Below are 16,929 nucleotides of genomic sequence, written 5' to 3'. Positions count from 1 at the left end.
TTTTCGTTGAAGGGGAAAATTTTGGTAGGGCTATTTGACGGTTTAATATAATAACTGGCTGGCTTGGTATAATAAGCCAATCTGTAATCAGTACATAGCTTAGATTTGCCCGACATTAAATACCTTAATCCAATTGCAGTGAAAATATCACATATCTTTTTCAGTTTATTGATGCTTGTAAATTTAAACCTGTTTGCTCAAAGAACTGGTACTATAATCGGTACGGTTCAGGATGGCAATACCAATGAACGATTAAGCAGGGTAACTATAAATCTGAATGACACTCTTGTTAGCGCGATTACAGATTCGATGGGAAAATTTAAAATAACGGTACCTGTAGGTACTTATAAAGTATCGGCAAATTTTATAGGCTATGCCACTGCGACCAAATATAATATTGTTGTTGGAACTGGAAATCCACAAATTGTAAACTTTGACCTTCAGCCCGCGGCCAATAACCTTGGGGATGTTGTAATCAGTTTCAGCAGGGCGAAATCAGCCATTGCCACGGATCTGGTAACCCCGCTATCTGTCCAGCAGTTAACCACAGAAGAAATCAAAAGTAATCCGGGCGGAAATTTTGATGTTTCCAAAGTGATCCAGACACTTCCCGGTGTTGGAATCAGTAATGGTGTTGGAGAACGAAATGATGTTATAGTACGCGGAGGTGCGCCCAATGAAAACGTATATTATCTGGACGGAATTGAAATTCCGTTGCTGAATCACTTTCAAACCCAGGGAAGTTCTGGAGGTGCCCAGGGGATATTAAATGTATCCTTTATTGAAAGCTTAAAACTCACCTCTTCTGCTTTTGATGCCCGATACGATAACCCGCTTGCCTCTACTTTTGTTATCAAACAAAGAGAAGGCAATTCAGAAAGAGTTGCCGGAAATGCCCGGTTGAGCTTAACAGAATCTGTATTGACTCTCGAAGGCCCGCTATCCGAAAAAACAACCTTTCTGGCTTCTGCCAGAAAATCATACCTTAGTTTGCTGTTTAGTTTAATTGATTTGCCGATCAGGCCCGATTTTTACGACTTTCAGTACAAGGTGGTGCACCGGTTCAATGAAAAAACAACGCTGACCGCTATCGGCTTAGGGGCAATAGACAGATTTAATTTCGCGGCTACCCGGGAATCCACGCCGGAAAACACTTATACGCTCCGCTCTACACCCTATATTAATCAATGGAGCTACACGGCAGGCTTTAACCTCAGTCGTAAGATTGCAGATGGATTTATGAATTTTACCCTGAGCCGGAATGTTTTTGATAACCAGCTCGATAAATTTGAAGACGATCGCAAGGAAGAATCGCTGAGAACGCTTTCAGTCGCTTCCCAGGAAATCGAAAATAAATTCAGGTTCGATATCAACAAATTTGTGGATGGCTGGAAACTTTCTGTCGGGGCAATGGCACAGAACGTAGGTTATAACAGTAATCTTTACAATAAAATCTCAGCTGCAAGATTTGATGCAAGTGGAAATCAGATTAGTCCGGAACAAGTGCTTCGCTTTAATAGTGATCTTACATTCTGGAAGTACGGGCTTTTTTTACAGGCTTCTAAAAACTTGTTCAATGACAAATTATTGGTATCTGGAGGAATCCGTTCAGATATAAACACCTTTACTGAGAATGGCGATAATCCTTTAAAAACGGTTTCTCCACGCCTTTCGTTTGCCTATCATCTCGATGCTAATTGGGACATCAGTGCTTCAGTCGGTTCTTACTTCAAGATACCAACTTACACCGCTTTGGGCTTTGTGAAAGATGGCGCTTTTGCAAATCGGAATATGGAATATATCCAGTCGGATCATTATGTGCTTGGCACACAGTTTCTGCCTAGAAGCGATCTGCGCTTTACTTTCGAGACGTTTTATAAACGTTACAGCAATTACCCGGTTTCTGCAACAAATGGAATTTCACTGGCCAATCAGGGTGCAGAATATGGTTCGGTAGGTAGCGAACAGCTTTTGAGCATTGGTAAAGGAGAAACTTATGGTTTTGAGTTTTTCATGCAGCAGAAACTCATTAACAAACTTTTTTATGTCGCCAGTTATTCCTGGCTGAGGAGTAAATTTTCAGGATTGGATGGTGAACTGGTCCCATCTTCCTGGGATAGTCAGCACCTGCTATCCCTTACGCTGGGATACAAATTAAAAGCCAACTGGGACCTTGGTTTGAAATACCGTTTTGCAGCTGGCTCACCTTACACGCCGTTCGATTTATCCAGCTCGCAGCAGAATTACCTCACGCTTGGAACAGGTGTATTGGATTACGATAGGCTAAATACTGAAAGGCTCAAAGCGTTTAGTCAGCTCGATTTTAGGGTAGATAAACGCATCAACTTCAGAAGAACATCGTTGAATCTGTACTTGGATATACAGAATTTATTGAAAAATAAAAATGCCGGTTTTCCAAAGTACACTTTCAAACGTACCGAAGATAATTCTGCCTTTGCCACTAGCGACGGGCAGCCTTTAAGACAAGATGGAGGAAATGGAATTCCAACCATACTTAACACTGATTCTGGAAATATCATCCCCTCTATCGGTGTAGTTTTTGAATTTTAACAGAATAGCAATACTTAAGCTAAATAGTAAATTCTTGTTTTTAGCGTTTGATAAAATGAATAAAGCGTAAATTATTTTGGCAAATAAATCGCTAAACTTTCTACCTGGACCATAATCTGGGTTTGATTAATTTTTTTTGATAAATCCGAATAGATTTCCGCCCTGCCACCAAAAATGAGCTCAGGGTATTAAATCTTGTTTGGTAAGTGTATGGTTGGAGCCTTGAATTGGATTCTGCACCTATATCATCTATTGCAAACTATAAAACACATTAGGATGAATTAATTCTCCACATTGCAGATTTTGAGGTAAAACATTATTCTGCAACAATCGTAATCATTTGCAGGGACTGTTATGTTTGCTAAATTCACCAACTAATTATCCAGCTAATTGAATATAAACCAATCAACGCTATTTTCCCCTTCACCTACAGTTTATCCAAATCGTAAATGGCATTAACCACCGGTATCAGGGTTCTTCCAAATGCTGTCAGTTCATATTCCACTTTCAAGCGAGGTTTTTTTGAATAGACTTTTATTTTACCTAGACCAAAAATAGGTTCATCGCGGATGTTTAAATCCTGCTTTCGAGGTAAATTCTGACTTATACCCAATGGCTTATCAAATATATTCCTAAGGGAATCTTGGGGTCATGGTTCTGTATTGCCGAATTGCTTTATCAATGCCCCTAAAGGCTGTCTTTAACAGGTCGGAATTGCAACTTTTGGATTGTGCGTGATGATTTTATCTGAAGTTGTTGAGTGGAAAACTGACAAAAACATACTGTTTCTGACAAAAGTCAATAATAGCGGCTGTAATGAAACAATTGAAATCATTCGCTGTTGCAAACTTATTAATGTTCAGCATATTTGCCGCAGATATAACCGCTCAACATAACCGAAATGATTGAAAATATAATACCGGATAAAATAGATATTGATTACTTTTTGGAGCTTTACCCGGATCTCTTATGCATAGCAGATCAGGATGGTTACTTAAAAAGAATTAATCCTGCGGTTACAAATTTATTGGGTTATAGTACTGAAGAACTTTTCTCTCGCTCAATCGAAACCTTGATCCATCCTGAGGATAAGACATTGTATAAACAGATGATGGACAAGCAAATGCGTGGCAATGAGGTCGCTGAATTCATGATCCGGTATATTACAAAGAATGAGACAATGGTCTGGTTGTCCTGGACTTCAATATTCATCGAACGTGATCAGCTTTTCTTTTACATTGGCAAGGACATTACAACAAAAAGGTTGGTGGATGAACATAACCATATCTCGCTTATTCTGGAAAGATTAGGGGAAGAACAAAAGCAGCTTTTTTCTGCCGAAATCGCGCAGGTCTCAGTTGTTCCAAATGGTGAGGATCCAAATGTGGGCTGGCTAAATTTGAGCAAAGAGATTTCAATCCTGGACAGGCTTTGGTTGCAAAAGTTTGAGTTATTGGTCAGAACGCACCTACCAAAGCTTGATCTAAAGTTTTTGAGTAGTGAGCTTGCAATGACCGAACGGCAATTACACAGGCAGGTTAAGCGCCTGATGAGTGTAACGCCAAAAGTATTCATATCTAAAATTAGGTTTCACCTGGTTTGGGAGGCGATAGCGACACAAAAAGGCAATAACATTAAGAGCCTTGCAGCAATTGCTGGATATCTAAATGTAAATCGTTTCCGTATTGCTTTCTATGAGAGGTACGGAATAGAGGTGTCAGAATTAATTTAAAGAGAAAATCCAGGTATTATTTAAATATATTATGATAAAACGCATAGTTGCTATTGATGATGACAAAGACATACTGGAGATTATGAATATTATCTTTCAGGATGAAGGATTTGAATCAATTTTATTATCCAATGGTGTTGATGCGGAAGAGATTATTACCAAAAATCCCGATTTAGTATTACTTGATGTCAATATTGTTGGCTACCATAAAACTGGCAATCAAATATGTGAGGATATAAAAGGCTTCACAACAGCTAATAATTTTCCCGTGTTCTTAGTTTCAGCTGAGCCAGATCTTGCCAGTATTGCAGCACATTGTGGTGCTGACGGTTACATCAGTAAGCCTTTCGACATATTTAAGCTCACCAATATGATAAAAGATTTTTTATCTTAGAAAAAAATCAGACGATGAACGAGCAAAAAAATGGCAACAATGCATGGGAACACATCAATCTAGGCTCAGTAAGGTTAAAAAAGTTTTTTCTTAAGCATCTTGACAGGATTTATGGTGCAAAGGAACACCTGGTAAAAAAACTCCCGGAACTTCTTAAAGAAGCTGAATTTAATGAGCTTAGGAAAGCCATAGAAAATACTGTCTATAACGTTGAGAAACAAATTGCCAGAATGCAATTGATATATACGCTACTGGATTCAAATCCAAACCATGGTAGTATCCATGGAGTGAGTGGCCTGATAGATGATGCTTTCGAGGCAATCAACGAGCAGATTGGTGACGCAGAACTTCAGGATCTTTCAATCATTTTTTATCTCCAGAACATAGAGAGTATTGAAATGTCTTCTTTTCAGATCTTGCAGATGGCAGCAATAAAGCTGCACAATCCTCATATCAATAAACTCCTAAAAGATAACTATGATGAAGCAAGATCTGACAGGACCTTGCTTCTGCTAATCTCGTCAAAATATATCGTTAATTGAAAAGGCACTCCAGACGCAGTAGCCATTATATTGGAAAGGTGACCCAGATTTTCCCGATTTTCAATTGCCCATCTGAAATAAGTTGCTTTATTAAAAAGTCAACTTACCATTTGTCTTCAGGTGGGTTTATCCGCTGCTAAACACATTTTATGAACTTTTCTTGGCCTATAGAAGCTTTTTGCGATCTGCTCCCCAACCCGGGATGGAAATACATGCTGTAGTCGCCCGAATTTTTGTGCGATACGGGCCGATTGGCTAAGCTAAAGCAGAAACTAACGGAGATAGATCCACAACTTCAATCCAGGAATCTGTTAAAACAATGAATTTTATCCCTATGCATTAATGTCGACTGGTTTTACTCGAATCTCATCTTTAGTAGGGCATTTTTAACCTCTACAGGCGATTTACTACTGTTTAATATCTACTTAATAAGTTTATTTAATCACTGGTATAAAACCTACACTCTAATTGTTGCTTTAACCAAAAGGCCTTGGATTACTAATGATAACAGTAGCATCTAATATCTTTATACCTTTTCCGCTAAATCCCAGATATAACCGAATGGATCTTGAATTCTTGCTTTCAAATCTCCCCAAAATTGCATTTCTGGCTCAACTAAAATCTTTGACTCAGTATCTTTTCTAATCTCTGCTAATAACGCTCTCACATCATCAACATAGAGGTAGAAAACAAATGGGGATACCTGCCCTGATGTAATTGGTGCAACCGCGTTAAAATCCCAATGTTCCTTATTTAGCACAAAATTATTTCCACGATAGCGAATTCTTGCGAAGACTAGCTCTCCTTTTTCGTCTTCCAGTTCTGAGATGGAAACCATTTCCATTACTTCAGTATAAAAATTTACCGCTTTTACCACATTTGGTACACTGATGGTCGTTGTGAGCCAGTTTAAACCTTGGTGAGGATGTGTCCGGTGTTCCACGTTTTGAAACCAATTTAATTTCTTGTTACGCATATTCTAATCTGTTTTTTTATTTATAATGATTTAAAATTTTGTTGCCTCCAGTGTGAAACTTCCAACCCCAACTGGAATTCTACCATCAACTGCTTCGATAATGCGAGCCGCACCAATAGTGGTAAATCCACCATATAGCTCAATCAATCCGTATCCTGCATCGGCAAGCTCTACTGCAACGTTAACACCGGTTTGCTCATCAGGTACAGGAATAAATATAGTGTGCTGAGGGGCAAAAACCTTTTCGAAACGATCTTGAATAGGATCACTACCACTTTCCAGAATTATAAACGCTTCACGCGGTGGCACGCCCTGGTAAAAAGACTGGTTATAGGTTGCAGCTAATACCACTGATTCTATTCCGAAAGTTACCGTACTTACCCTTGCTCGATTGCCTATTGCTTCAGCAACCTTAACCTTCCAGATAAGGGGAATGTAACCACAAAACTCTATAAGTTCTATGCCTTCATCGACGAGTCCAATTGCAGTTGCCAAAGATTCGGAAGGATTACCGATTGCTATAATAATAAGACGTCCCGATTCGCTTTCACGCACAAATTTTGTTGCATTCGCTACCGCTCCATAACCCTCGTAAATTATAGCTTTGTTAAGCGACCTTTGAGCTACTGATGTTATACTTTGCATATCTAATTACTTGATGATGCAAAGTTCAGTACAAAATAAGTCGCTTTTTTTGATGTAGATCAAAATCGTTTTAGGCCTTTCGTATTCTGCTCAAAGTCTCCTGGGTTACGCCGACATATGAAGCAATATGGCCTAAATTAATCCTGTTTAATAAATTGGGATGCTCCTTGATTAGTGATAGGTAACGTTCTGGTGCACTTTCTGTATGTAGGGATATAATTCTATTTTCCAGAATGATACATACTTCTTCTGCAATTTTACGTCCTATTAAATTTAGCTCGGGATATTGCTTGTATAACTTTTCTAGATCATCAACTGCGATGGCATATACTTCTGCATCTTCCAGAAACTGAATGTTTTCGGGAGAAGGCATGTTGGCATACATGGGCATAATCGCACCAAAAATTTGGCCTTCTTCTCCAAACCAAACATTTACTTCCTTTTCTTTCCGATGAATGTAAGCCCTAAAAACACCTTTCTCAACAACAAAATAACTGCTTACCAACTGGCCTTCTTTCAAAAAATGATCATTTTTCCTCTTTATTAACCTCTTGGTTTTTTGCTCGATACTCTTTTCAGCTGCCAGGCTTACGGAACCATATTTTTTGAATTGCTGAAGAAGTGGATTCATAATTCTTTGAGCTGTTATTGAAATACAAATTAAGCTATTTATAAGTTAATTCTTCACAAATTATAACCATCATAAATGACAAGTTCAAAAAATAATTTACAAATGTAACCTAATGGATTTCGATAAGCACAAAAGGATTTTTTTTTGTCTAAAATTTATTTCGGCAAACCATGCCTGTGGGTGAAGGGAATTAACCTGAAATTAAAGCCATGCCAAGGATGTTTTTATTATCCTTGGATTTCTATACCATTTGGGGATGATGGCTAAGTTGAGGCTAGGGATGATTGAGATTAAACTGACCACTTTACCAATTAGTGCGGTTTCACTATATTTTTTTTCACCCTGGCCGCCTCTACCTGAAGTTGGCTATTGGCATTTTGGCGGTGAGGGGGCAATTGGTTTGGTATAGTATTGCGCACAGGGCTTATGTAAGTATCTGATATTTAAATTTTACAGCACTAAAATTTGAAACTATTTTTGATGGATAACTGTTAATAGTGCTAATTTAATGAAGCACAATAAATATGGTTGACTACCGAAAATCAAATAGTATTACCCGAATAATTAGAAAACTGCTTAGTATCTTTCTGGTTTTCACATTTATCATTGCCGGAGGCTCATATATTTTACGTCATACAATAAATGCCAAATTAGACCGCCTGAGCAGCCAACTAGGCAACCCTGGCCATCAACCTAAAATCAGTAAATTATTATTTGATTTAAATTTATCTGAAAACAGTTTCAGAAAAGCCAGTTCAAACGGAAATGAAGAGGAGTTATTAGCTTATAAGCAACAGCTTAGCTCCATTTTTGCGAAAATGGAAACGATTATAAGTTATTATAAACCAGCTAATAATACTGATACCCCACAAAGCAAGGCACAAATTGCCCATGCGTTGCAGAAAAAACTCAAGGTATCTCAGCAACTGTTTGACCTGCAGAAAAGGTTTACATTCCTGCTTGATAAAACAACCGTTAATACGGTAAGAGATTACGCCACCAATCCCTCAGGAACTATTCCTCCGGATACAGCCGTATCTGTGCGCAAAGAATCCGCAAACAGGGGTCTTATAGAACGACTCAAAGATGCCGTGCAGAATAAATCAGAAGTTAAAGTTGTCACAATTCGCACTAAAAAGGTACAGGATGGCAATATTCCGCAAGATCCGGTATTGATAAAGCAAATTGGGCAACAATACGGTCGATTGATGCATTCAAACCAGGAATTGATTTTAGCAAATCTGAGCCTGTTGACCCAACTGAGACAAGTCTTGCTGGATTTCCAGGCTATAGACCAGATGGCCTTTGAGCAGAGTCGGGAAAAAATTCTTGAAGAATACAAATCAACTTCACAGGATTTAAATATCTACACGGCTGTAGCTACAGCTTTCGTTTTACTGTTTATCATTTTGTTGCTGATTTATATTCGTAAAGCAGCTTTAGCAGAACGAAGATACATCAGAGAGAATTTACGGGCAGTTCGGTTAGCCGGTCAGCGATCGGAAATATTGGCTATTATGAGCCATGAAATACGAAATAAACTCATGGCAATAAATGGTGCTGTTTTTATGCTCAGGAGAACACAGCTAAAAGAGGATCAGGAATCCAAAGTGACCTCTATAAATTTAGCTTCATCATTATTACTGGAAACTGTGAACAATGTACTTGATGTGAGTAAATTTGAGCAGAATCCAGATGAAGAGAACCTGTCCATTTTTTCTCCCTACGAAGCGATCAGCGATTCTGTCGAAGCTATGCGATTTATGGCTGAGCGGAAAAACCTTGATTTAAATTTCAGCTTTGAAGGAAATGACATTTTGCAGGTTCAGGGTGATAGTCTGCGACTTAAGCAGGTGCTTATCAATTTACTGAGTAATGCTATAAAGTATACAGATGAAGGCTCAATTAGTTTGTCGGCTAAAATTGAGCAAGAAAATAATCTTCCTTTATTAAGCGTATCTGTGAAAGATACCGGCTCGGGTATTTCTAAAAGTAAGCAAGGAAAGTTATTCACACCTTTTTATCAGGCCGGAGGTAAAAAGCAGGGTACCGGGTTAGGTTTATACCTTTGCCGCCAGCTTATTAATCAGCAAGGTGGCCAGATATTCCTTGAGAGTGATGAAGGTCAGGGCTGTACAGTAAGTTTCCTTATTCCGTACAAATAAATTTGCGAGTTTAAGGTTACTAAAAAGAACACTTAGTTTCGTCGGTGATCAGAAACCTTTATTCTGATACCATCTCATGGGGCAAAACGTATGGCTGTTCAGATTTTTAATTTCCAAAGATAAAGTTACCTTTGAGGCATAATGAATGCCTTAATGCTCAGTTACACTCCAAACCTTATAATTTCATCTAGTCCGACAATACTATGAGGACAAAATTAAATTGTATAATCATCGATGATGATCTGGAGGTTAGTAATTTCGTGGCAGATTTTGTCAGGGAAACGTCTTTCCTTGAGTTGGTTTCTGTTCACAGCAATCCTGTAGAAACGATAGATTTAATCGGTAAATTAAGCATAGACCTTATCATATTAGATATCAATCTTCCCGGTATTGATGGAATGAGCTTCGCCAAATCCCTTTATGACCAATATGGAAGGGATATGCCAAGAATAATCTTCATCAGTGGTTCTGGAGATTATGCATCCGAAGGGTATAAAGTGGATGCAATTGATTACCTTTTGAAACCATTTACCTATGAGGATTTTTTTAAGGCTGCTTTCAAGGCTAGAAATCATTTATCAGCCATCGTTCAAAAACCTGATACTGTAGAATTTGTCTTTCTTAAAGTAGAACATGAGCTTATCCGCGTTCCGTTTAATGAAATTCTTTATGGCGAAAGTCAAAAAGATTACATTAAGGTATTTACAAAAGAGGGCAAAATGATTACCGCTTTATCTACCATGAAAACGATGGAGAGTCTTTTGCCCGCGAACCGTTTTATGCGTATCCACAGATCTTTTATCGTAGCGTTGGATAAAATTGATGCAATTCAAAATTATACCGTTAAAATTGGAAAAGCAGTCATTCCGGTATCGGTTCAGTATCGACCGCAATTCAAATCTCATTTCAAATCCTGGCTTTAAGCTAATCTGTTATTTTTCTTGACGATTAAAACCAATCTTCTGTCGGATAGATTGCGCTTTCTGTCGAACCAATTCCTGCACCAAAATTCATCTTCTTTACTTTGTTTGGATTTATTTAGCAATGTGATGGCTTATCAGAACTGAAAACGTTGATAGCTAATCGTCTGCTATAGCTATTGGATTATAGTGAATTATTGAATCCTGCCAAGATGCGGAATTTTCAATTGCCATTTTAGAATGATAGCTTATTTATCCTCTAAGTTTTGGGAATAATTAATAATTAATAACACAAAAAAAATGAATATGAATTTTACGAAATCAATGATGACGATTGGCCTTTTGAGCCTTTCAACACAGTTGTTTGCCCAAGATGAACCTAACGCAGCAGGCAGGTTCGGCAAGCAGTCTTTAAGAACCTGGAGTATTGGTGCCCATGGGGGTATCTTAAGCCAGAATACATTTTTGGGAGGCGGAAGTGTTAAAGCGAGGGAGTTTAAGAGCATTGGTTATGGTGCTTTCATCAAAAAGCAGATTCTCCCTGCCTTAGGCCTTCAGGCTGATTTTGTTCGCGGGGAAATCAAGACTTTGAATTCTACAAGCACAATTGAACAAAGAAACAGTATCAACTGGTCAGGATCATTAACTGCCGTATTGAATATTGCAAACTTTAGCCTGAATACTGAAAATGCGGTGTTGATACCCTACCTAAAAGCTGGTGCAGGTTATATGTCTTCGGATTCCAGATTGGCAAGCGTTGATGTCTTCGCCGACAGGGAAGGCTGGTTCATCCCGACAGGCGTTGGGTTTAAATTTGGTGTGGCCAGAGGTATCAATATTGACCTGGGCTATGACATCAACTTCATAAAGTCTTCGCCTACGGTTAAAAATGTTTACAACGAAGGCAGATTCTCTTATGCACATGCCGGACTTGAGTTCTCGCTTGGTAACAGCGAAAATTCCCAGTTGCAAAACTACAGTGCTGTTGCAGACCTGCGCAAACAAAGCGCAGAGGAAAGTGCTGAACTCCGCAGGGCATTATCTACAGCGGAGCAAAATGCAGCGAGAGACCGTGAACAGTATGCAAAAGATCTTGCGGATGATGACAACGATGGTGTAGCCAATAAGTTTGATAAATGCCCGGGCACTCCGGCTGCAACCGTTGTCGATGGGTCAGGCTGTCCGTTAACGGTCACTCAAACGATTTTAAAAGAAACTACCGTTATAACAGAAGCTGACCGTAAAATTGTCAGGGATGCGATTTCAAACCTTGAATTTGACCTTGGAAAATCAACCATCCGTACTAAATCATACTCGACGCTGAACAGGGTCGCATCGCTGTTAATCGAGAAAAACTTCAGCCTTAAACTGGCCGGGCATACAGATAACACCGGTGGAAGAGAGTTGAATCTTCGTTTATCGAAAGAGCGTGCAGAATCCGTAAAAACATACCTGGTTTCCCAGGGCGTAAATGCATCAAGGGTTGAAGCAACCGGATACGGACCAGACCAGCCAATATCAACGAATAAAACTGCTGCCGGCAGACAGGAAAACCGCCGTGTGGAATTCACTTTATATTAATCAATAAAACATCAATCATGAAAAAATTTTTAGCAGGCATAATCATTTCTGCAACAACAATCCTTGCAGCCAATGCCCAGATACAGAAAGGCAACGTAATGGTGGGTGGCAACCTGACCAACATCAACTTAGGCCTGGACGATCCAAAAATCTTCAGTGTGGACATCACGCCAAAAGCTGCCTGGTTCATTCAGGATAATGTAGCCTTAGGTGGTTATGTGAATTTTGGTTTGCAAACTGCAAAAAACTCCAACACAACAACCAGTTATGGTGTGGGTGCCTTAGGTCGTTACTATACCGGAAAAGATGTTGAGGTGCTGCGCCATGGCCGTTTCTTCGCAGAAGCAACTGTTGGTATTGGAGGCGTTAATGTCAGCAAAGGCGGCGGTAACACCAATGGACTTAACCTGAGTGTTGGTCCCGGCTTCGCCTATTTCATTACGCCGAATATCGGCCTGGAGACCTTATTAAAATACAATGGATTGGTAGGTTTTGGAAGTTCGACAACCCAGAACAATCTTAATCTGTCTTTCGGTTTCCAGATTTATCTGCCAGGCCAAAAAACTGCAAATAAGGTTAAAGGTGACCTGACCAATTAATATAAATTTTCTTAGGCTGCTTTCTTATGAAGGCAGCTTAAAAAAACACATAAATCATTACCTAACCAATTATATAAAATGGAACACAAGATTCAAACTGCAGGAGATAAATCTGTATTGGGTTTTATCAGTCGCTTATCCTGGGGAGCAATAATTGCTGGCGTACTCATTGCTATCGCTGTACAACTTTTACTAAGCTTTCTCGGTCTTGGCATTGGCTTCGGGAGTATTAATCCTTTGGATGAAGCAAAACCATTTAGCGGATTAGGAATGGGTGCTTTGGTCTGGTGGATAGTAAGCATGTTGATTTCCGTTTTCAGCGGCGGATGGGTTGCAGGGTGGTTTTCAAGCCATGTCCAAAGAACTGACTTAGTGCTTCACGGTTTACTGACATGGTGCTTGCTTACTTTTCTTAATATGTATTTAATCACGTCATCAGTAGGCAAAATTATAGGCGGTGCAGGTTCAGTGATCACTAAAGGATTTTCTCTAGCCGGTGAAGGAATAAAAGCGGTTGCACCAGAAGCAGGCAAAATGGTTAAAGACCAGTTAGGCGTTGATGAAAACACTTTCGGAAAAATGAAACAGGAGGCTGAACGCTTGTTGAAGCAGACTGAAAAGAAAGAGCTTCAGCCCGGCAGTCTGGATAAAAAAATAAACCAGGCATCAGGGGAAGGAAAATCTACAGGAAAAGAAATTTTAGAAAACCCGCAAGAGGCCCAACAGCGGATAGATGCTTTGATATCAAAACTTTTCTCTCAAAACGATTCTACTTTCGAAGCAGCAGACAAAGAGGCTTTAGTAAATATTGTAAGAAATAGAACAGGGAAAAGTCAGGCTGAATCTGAGCAGATTGTAGATAACTGGATTACAACAATTAAAACTGCCCGGGAAAAGGTACAGGAAGTTAAGGCGCAAGCAGAAGCAAAAGCCAGGGAAGTTGGTGATGAAATGGCTTCGGCGCTTTCAAAATTTGCTTTATTCTCCTTCTTCGGAATGCTTGTAGGCGCTGTAAGTGCCAGCTATGGTGCCATTATTGCCTCAAATAAAAGGCTTGTAGTTGTGCAGGAAGTACCTGAAAGCAGCATATAAATTTAAAATCTTAAATTTTAATTTATGACCAAAGGGAAAAAAATTGGAAGCATTTTCGCAATTATAGCTGTTTTGCTTATTGGCGGTATAATCTATTATAATCATTTCTTTGTTTTTGGTGAGGGTGTTAAAGCCGGCGAGCTAAATTACATAGTAAAAAAGGGTTATATCTTCAAAACCAATGAGGGAAAGCTCATTCAAAGCGGAGTTCGCTCCAGGCAAACCGGCACTTTAGAAAACAACGAATTTGAGTTTTCCGTTTCAGATGAAAACATAGCGAAGCAGATGATGGGCAACAGCGGAAAATTTTATGAATTGCACTATAAGGAATACAAAAATAACCTGCCGTGGCGGGGTTTCAGCAGATACGTTGTAGACAGCGTTTACGCATCTAAAGATATCCCGAAGTGATGCTTTGAGATTATATAATTAACCAAAATAAATTCACCCTAAACACAAAACAATGGACAAATTAGAATTAAAAGGCGCCTGGAATGAGCTTAAGGGAAAAGTAAAACAGGCTTATGCAGATTTAACTGACGATGATTTGAAGTATGAAGATGGTAAAGAGGATGAGCTTTACGGCAAATTGCAACAGAAAACAGGTAAAACCCGTGAGCAGGTTACCGATTGGTTAAAATCATTGTAAGATCATGGTTTACAGGCTTCCATTTAGTGGAGGCCTGTCCCATATGTATGGATGACTGATGTCGACTGCCTTTGATTCCCACAAAAGGTGACAATATAAGCTTCCCTGAAAATCCTGTGATTATTACCGCGTATTCTCTATTTTTACTTGGCTCCAGGCCATTGCAATATGTTGTTTTTGAACTGAATTGCGAATATTGCCAGTAAAATTAGGATGAGATTTCCTACCTCAGGTTGTAGTCTTGTATTAATTTATAAAAGTACATTATAGCGTGTCTTGACGATATCAAAGTTCAGATTGTGTTGATTCTGTGTTATAAATCTTGCTGCATTATCGTTCATAATTCCAGGTTTTATGAAAACATATTGTCAATTCAAATGTTGTTAAAGTAAAATATATAACAATGGAAAATTCAGAAAAAACAGTAGAAATATTAAACGACCTTATCCAAATCAATAATGACAGGGCCGATGGCTTTGATAAAGCATCATCAGATTTAGCTGAAGAAAATATTGACCTGAAAGCAACTTTTGATAAACTGTCATCTGATAGCCGTAGCAATGTGATCGAACTAGCCGGGTTAGTTGGCAGACATGCTGAAACTCCCGATACAGGTAATACTATTTTAGGAACGCTTCACAGGGCTTGGATTGATATTAAAGCTAGTTTCGGTGGCGACGACCGCCATAGTATTTTAGCGGAATGCGAACGTGGTGAAGATGCTATCAAAAAAGCATACCGCGATGCGCTAACTGAAAATGAACTTGGAGAAAACGTTAGAAGTGTGCTATTAAAACAGCAAGGAGAAATTAACATCAGTCACGATGCGATCAAGGCTTTAAGGGATGTACACGCTTAAAGGATAAATCTCTTTAAAAAGAAAGCCGCTAATTCTAAAATTAGCGGCTTTCTTGTATAATTTGATACTGGTATTAAGCCATACCTTTTTTATAATCGTATTTCGCATACGTTGTTAAGTACTCTTTTAGGAGTTTTCTTGCGATGTGAATTCTTGTCTTCACCGTTCCTATGGGCATGTTCAACTCTTCCGCTATCTCATGATATTTAAAACCCTCGAAGTGGCTGATGAAAGGTTTAGAATAACATTCAGGAATGCTTTTCAAAGCTATCTGGATGTCTTTCATGATCATTGAGCCTTCTGCGCTATTTCGACTCGCGCTTAAACTTAAGTCACTGGAACTAAGTTCGTCTGTTTTAGTAATAAGCGATTGGGATCTTACCTTTCTTCTGTAATCATTGATGAAGGTATTTTTCATGATCGTAAATAACCAACCCTTTAGATTGCTGCCCTCTTCAAATTGTGCGTGATATTTGAAAGCTTTTACCATCGTATCCTGAACAAGATCGTTTGCATTTTCAGCATCATTGGTATATCTCATTGCAAACTGCAGAAGATAGGGAGCGAGCGTTGATGTCTGTTTACTGAATTCAGTAGTCGTCATAAGATTTGGTTTAAGTCTTGGTTGGCTATAGCAAATTATAGACCAAGATTTACATCGAGATTGAGGTCATGGATAACCTTCGAAACTTTATCCTCCTACGTTCATTAAACCATTCATTATTGAAGTTTTGGATTTAGAAGCTGTGCGAAAATGTATACATCTGACATCATTTAATTGACATCATGAGGCTATTCACAACTATACATAAAACCATAAGGTTTTAAGCTTCAAGCTATGCAGAGTGCGCCATACCAAGCTGTGGATTCCTGGGAACGGGTGACGTTGACTATATAACTCAGGCCTGGAAATTTGTGTTCACCATCTTTCGGAACGGATTCATGAAAGATATCCAAAACTTATACACAGATTTTAGGGTTGTAATGATACTACAAAATAGACACCTATCATCATGAAAACAAAACAGCCACAAAAAGATTCAAAATTCACCAATGAGGGTGAATCCCTTGCATTAAGCCCATTGAATGAACTTTTCAAGGATTCCATCGCTGACCTATACTGGGCAGAAAACCACCTGGTCAAATCACTGCCCAAAATGATCTCCGCGGCCACGGCTCCTACACTGCAAAAAGCAATAGAGGCCCATCTTCTGGAAACCAAAGAACATGTAGCCAGGTTAGAGCAGATTTTTGAATTATTGGGTAATAAACCGATAGCCAAAAAATGCGATGCAATGGAAGGTATAACCAAGGAAGCAGAAGGCATTGTTGAGGAAACGCCACCAGGTACTTCGACCAGGGATGTCGGGATTATCCTCGCATCCCAAAAGGTAGAGCATTATGAAATAGCAAGCTATAGCGGTCTTATCAGGTTAGCTGAAACACTAGGGTTATCTGAAGTATCCGCTATTCTCCACCAAACGCTGGCTGAGGAGCAACTTGCAGATGAAAAGTTAACCAGTCTGGCGGAAGAAAAGTTAAATCAACAGGCTTCCAAAGAAGCGTAAAAAGG

At 39.1% G+C, this 16,929-nt stretch carries 19 protein-coding genes; 14 read left to right on the top strand and 5 right to left on the bottom strand.

What is annotated here, in order from left to right; all coding sequences use genetic code 11:
* The first annotated feature begins 138 nt into the window (after positions 1-138).
* The gene (locus R2Q16_RS18260) at positions 139-2,571 is read left to right on the top strand and encodes a TonB-dependent receptor (RefSeq protein WP_316739205.1); all 2,433 of its coding nucleotides are present in this window, start codon (positions 139-141) and stop codon (positions 2,569-2,571) included.
* Between the two features lie 427 nt (positions 2,572-2,998).
* On the opposite strand, the gene R2Q16_RS20405 is transcribed toward R2Q16_RS18260, so the two are convergent.
* On the bottom strand, positions 2,999-3,184 hold the full coding sequence (locus tag R2Q16_RS20405) for a winged helix-turn-helix transcriptional regulator (protein WP_410478170.1): 186 nt from the start codon (positions 3,182-3,184) through the stop codon (positions 2,999-3,001).
* Positions 3,185-3,472: 288 nt separating this feature from the next.
* On the opposite strand from R2Q16_RS20405, the gene R2Q16_RS18255 reads away from it, so the two are divergent.
* The 3 genes from R2Q16_RS18255 to R2Q16_RS18245 are packed head-to-tail and all read left to right on the top strand — an operon-like array spanning position 3,473 to position 5,239.
* Positions 3,473-4,303 carry a PAS domain S-box protein gene (locus R2Q16_RS18255; RefSeq protein ID WP_316739204.1) on the top strand — a complete coding sequence of 277 codons (831 nt, stop codon included), beginning with the start codon at positions 3,473-3,475 and terminating at the stop codon, positions 4,301-4,303.
* Between the two features lie 31 nt (positions 4,304-4,334).
* The gene (locus R2Q16_RS18250; protein WP_316739202.1) at positions 4,335-4,697 is read left to right on the top strand and encodes a two-component system response regulator; all 363 of its coding nucleotides are present in this window, start codon (positions 4,335-4,337) and stop codon (positions 4,695-4,697) included.
* Between the two features lie 14 nt (positions 4,698-4,711).
* Complete coding sequence (locus tag R2Q16_RS18245) at positions 4,712-5,239, top strand: DUF892 family protein (RefSeq protein WP_316739201.1); 528 nt, start codon at positions 4,712-4,714, stop codon at positions 5,237-5,239.
* A 526-nt stretch (positions 5,240-5,765) separates the two neighbouring features.
* Here R2Q16_RS18245 and R2Q16_RS18240 read toward each other — a convergent pair.
* From R2Q16_RS18240 to R2Q16_RS18230, 3 genes are all read right to left on the bottom strand, one after another.
* Positions 5,766-6,215 carry a VOC family protein gene (locus R2Q16_RS18240; RefSeq protein ID WP_316739198.1) on the bottom strand — a complete coding sequence of 150 codons (450 nt, stop codon included), beginning with the start codon at positions 6,213-6,215 and terminating at the stop codon, positions 5,766-5,768.
* A gap of 30 nt (positions 6,216-6,245) precedes the next feature.
* The gene (locus R2Q16_RS18235; protein WP_316739197.1) at positions 6,246-6,860 is read right to left on the bottom strand and encodes a DUF6506 family protein; all 615 of its coding nucleotides are present in this window, start codon (positions 6,858-6,860) and stop codon (positions 6,246-6,248) included.
* A 70-nt stretch (positions 6,861-6,930) separates the two neighbouring features.
* Entirely contained in the window at positions 6,931-7,491 is a 561-nt protein-coding gene (locus R2Q16_RS18230; protein WP_316739196.1) for a Crp/Fnr family transcriptional regulator, read from the bottom strand.
* Between the two features lie 280 nt (positions 7,492-7,771).
* Between R2Q16_RS18230 and R2Q16_RS18225 the strand changes: the two genes are divergently transcribed.
* The 9 genes from R2Q16_RS18225 (at position 7,772) to R2Q16_RS18185 (ending at position 15,356) form a co-directional block, all read left to right on the top strand.
* The gene (locus R2Q16_RS18225; protein ID WP_316739193.1) at positions 7,772-7,900 is read left to right on the top strand and encodes a hypothetical protein; all 129 of its coding nucleotides are present in this window, start codon (positions 7,772-7,774) and stop codon (positions 7,898-7,900) included.
* A 409-nt stretch (positions 7,901-8,309) separates the two neighbouring features.
* Positions 8,310-9,656 (top strand): HAMP domain-containing sensor histidine kinase, encoded by a 1,347-nt coding sequence (locus R2Q16_RS18220; protein WP_316739192.1) that lies wholly within the window; start codon positions 8,310-8,312, stop codon positions 9,654-9,656.
* A gap of 203 nt (positions 9,657-9,859) precedes the next feature.
* Complete coding sequence (locus tag R2Q16_RS18215; protein ID WP_316739189.1) at positions 9,860-10,579, top strand: LytTR family DNA-binding domain-containing protein; 720 nt, start codon at positions 9,860-9,862, stop codon at positions 10,577-10,579.
* A gap of 303 nt (positions 10,580-10,882) precedes the next feature.
* Complete coding sequence (locus tag R2Q16_RS18210) at positions 10,883-12,157, top strand: OmpA family protein (RefSeq protein WP_316739187.1); 1,275 nt, start codon at positions 10,883-10,885, stop codon at positions 12,155-12,157.
* Positions 12,158-12,174: 17 nt separating this feature from the next.
* A complete protein-coding gene (locus R2Q16_RS18205) occupies positions 12,175-12,756 on the top strand; it encodes a hypothetical protein (protein ID WP_316739186.1) in 582 nt (193 codons plus the stop codon).
* 78 nt (positions 12,757-12,834) lie between these two features.
* Positions 12,835-13,848: a hypothetical protein gene (locus R2Q16_RS18200; RefSeq protein ID WP_316739184.1), complete on the top strand. Its 1,014-nt coding sequence runs from the start codon at positions 12,835-12,837 to the stop codon at positions 13,846-13,848.
* Between the two features lie 24 nt (positions 13,849-13,872).
* Positions 13,873-14,259: a hypothetical protein gene (locus R2Q16_RS18195; protein WP_316739183.1), complete on the top strand. Its 387-nt coding sequence runs from the start codon at positions 13,873-13,875 to the stop codon at positions 14,257-14,259.
* Between the two features lie 52 nt (positions 14,260-14,311).
* Positions 14,312-14,497, top strand: a complete 186-nt coding sequence (locus R2Q16_RS18190) for a CsbD family protein (protein ID WP_316739181.1) — start codon at positions 14,312-14,314, stop codon at positions 14,495-14,497.
* Between the two features lie 403 nt (positions 14,498-14,900).
* Positions 14,901-15,356, top strand: a complete 456-nt coding sequence (locus tag R2Q16_RS18185; protein ID WP_316739180.1) for a PA2169 family four-helix-bundle protein — start codon at positions 14,901-14,903, stop codon at positions 15,354-15,356.
* 73 nt (positions 15,357-15,429) lie between these two features.
* Here R2Q16_RS18185 and R2Q16_RS18180 read toward each other — a convergent pair whose 3' ends face one another.
* A complete protein-coding gene (locus R2Q16_RS18180; protein ID WP_316739178.1) occupies positions 15,430-15,960 on the bottom strand; it encodes a sigma-70 family RNA polymerase sigma factor in 531 nt (176 codons plus the stop codon).
* Positions 15,961-16,369: 409 nt separating this feature from the next.
* Between R2Q16_RS18180 and R2Q16_RS18175 the strand changes: the two genes are divergently transcribed.
* A complete protein-coding gene (locus R2Q16_RS18175) occupies positions 16,370-16,924 on the top strand; it encodes a ferritin-like domain-containing protein (RefSeq protein WP_316739176.1) in 555 nt (184 codons plus the stop codon).
* Positions 16,925-16,929: the final 5 nt, after the last annotated feature.

The sequence above is a fragment of the Pedobacter aquatilis genome (assembly GCF_032678425.1).
GTDB classification, from domain to species: domain Bacteria; phylum Bacteroidota; class Bacteroidia; order Sphingobacteriales; family Sphingobacteriaceae; genus Pedobacter; species Pedobacter aquatilis_B.
Note: the sequence above shows the minus strand (reverse complement) of the source record. Positions and strands in the feature narration are given on the sequence as shown.

Coding starts and splice junctions, on each gene's coding strand:
- R2Q16_RS18195 (WP_316739183.1), top strand. CDS start 13,873: ATGACCAAAGGGAAAAAAATTGGAAGCATTTTCGCAATTATAGCTGTT.
- R2Q16_RS18240 (WP_316739198.1), bottom strand. CDS start 6,215: ATGCGTAACAAGAAATTAAATTGGTTTCAAAACGTGGAACACCGGACA.
- R2Q16_RS18245 (WP_316739201.1), top strand. CDS start 4,712: ATGAACGAGCAAAAAAATGGCAACAATGCATGGGAACACATCAATCTA.
- R2Q16_RS18250 (WP_316739202.1), top strand. CDS start 4,335: ATGATAAAACGCATAGTTGCTATTGATGATGACAAAGACATACTGGAG.
- R2Q16_RS18180 (WP_316739178.1), bottom strand. CDS start 15,960: ATGACGACTACTGAATTCAGTAAACAGACATCAACGCTCGCTCCCTAT.
- R2Q16_RS18215 (WP_316739189.1), top strand. CDS start 9,860: ATGAGGACAAAATTAAATTGTATAATCATCGATGATGATCTGGAGGTT.
- R2Q16_RS18235 (WP_316739197.1), bottom strand. CDS start 6,860: ATGCAAAGTATAACATCAGTAGCTCAAAGGTCGCTTAACAAAGCTATA.
- R2Q16_RS18200 (WP_316739184.1), top strand. CDS start 12,835: ATGGAACACAAGATTCAAACTGCAGGAGATAAATCTGTATTGGGTTTT.
- R2Q16_RS18230 (WP_316739196.1), bottom strand. CDS start 7,491: ATGAATCCACTTCTTCAGCAATTCAAAAAATATGGTTCCGTAAGCCTG.
- R2Q16_RS18255 (WP_316739204.1), top strand. CDS start 3,473: ATGATTGAAAATATAATACCGGATAAAATAGATATTGATTACTTTTTG.
- R2Q16_RS18210 (WP_316739187.1), top strand. CDS start 10,883: ATGAATTTTACGAAATCAATGATGACGATTGGCCTTTTGAGCCTTTCA.
- R2Q16_RS18225 (WP_316739193.1), top strand. CDS start 7,772: ATGATTGAGATTAAACTGACCACTTTACCAATTAGTGCGGTTTCACTA.
- R2Q16_RS18175 (WP_316739176.1), top strand. CDS start 16,370: ATGAAAACAAAACAGCCACAAAAAGATTCAAAATTCACCAATGAGGGT.
- R2Q16_RS18185 (WP_316739180.1), top strand. CDS start 14,901: ATGGAAAATTCAGAAAAAACAGTAGAAATATTAAACGACCTTATCCAA.
- R2Q16_RS18220 (WP_316739192.1), top strand. CDS start 8,310: ATGGAAACGATTATAAGTTATTATAAACCAGCTAATAATACTGATACC.
- R2Q16_RS18205 (WP_316739186.1), top strand. CDS start 12,175: ATGAAAAAATTTTTAGCAGGCATAATCATTTCTGCAACAACAATCCTT.
- R2Q16_RS18190 (WP_316739181.1), top strand. CDS start 14,312: ATGGACAAATTAGAATTAAAAGGCGCCTGGAATGAGCTTAAGGGAAAA.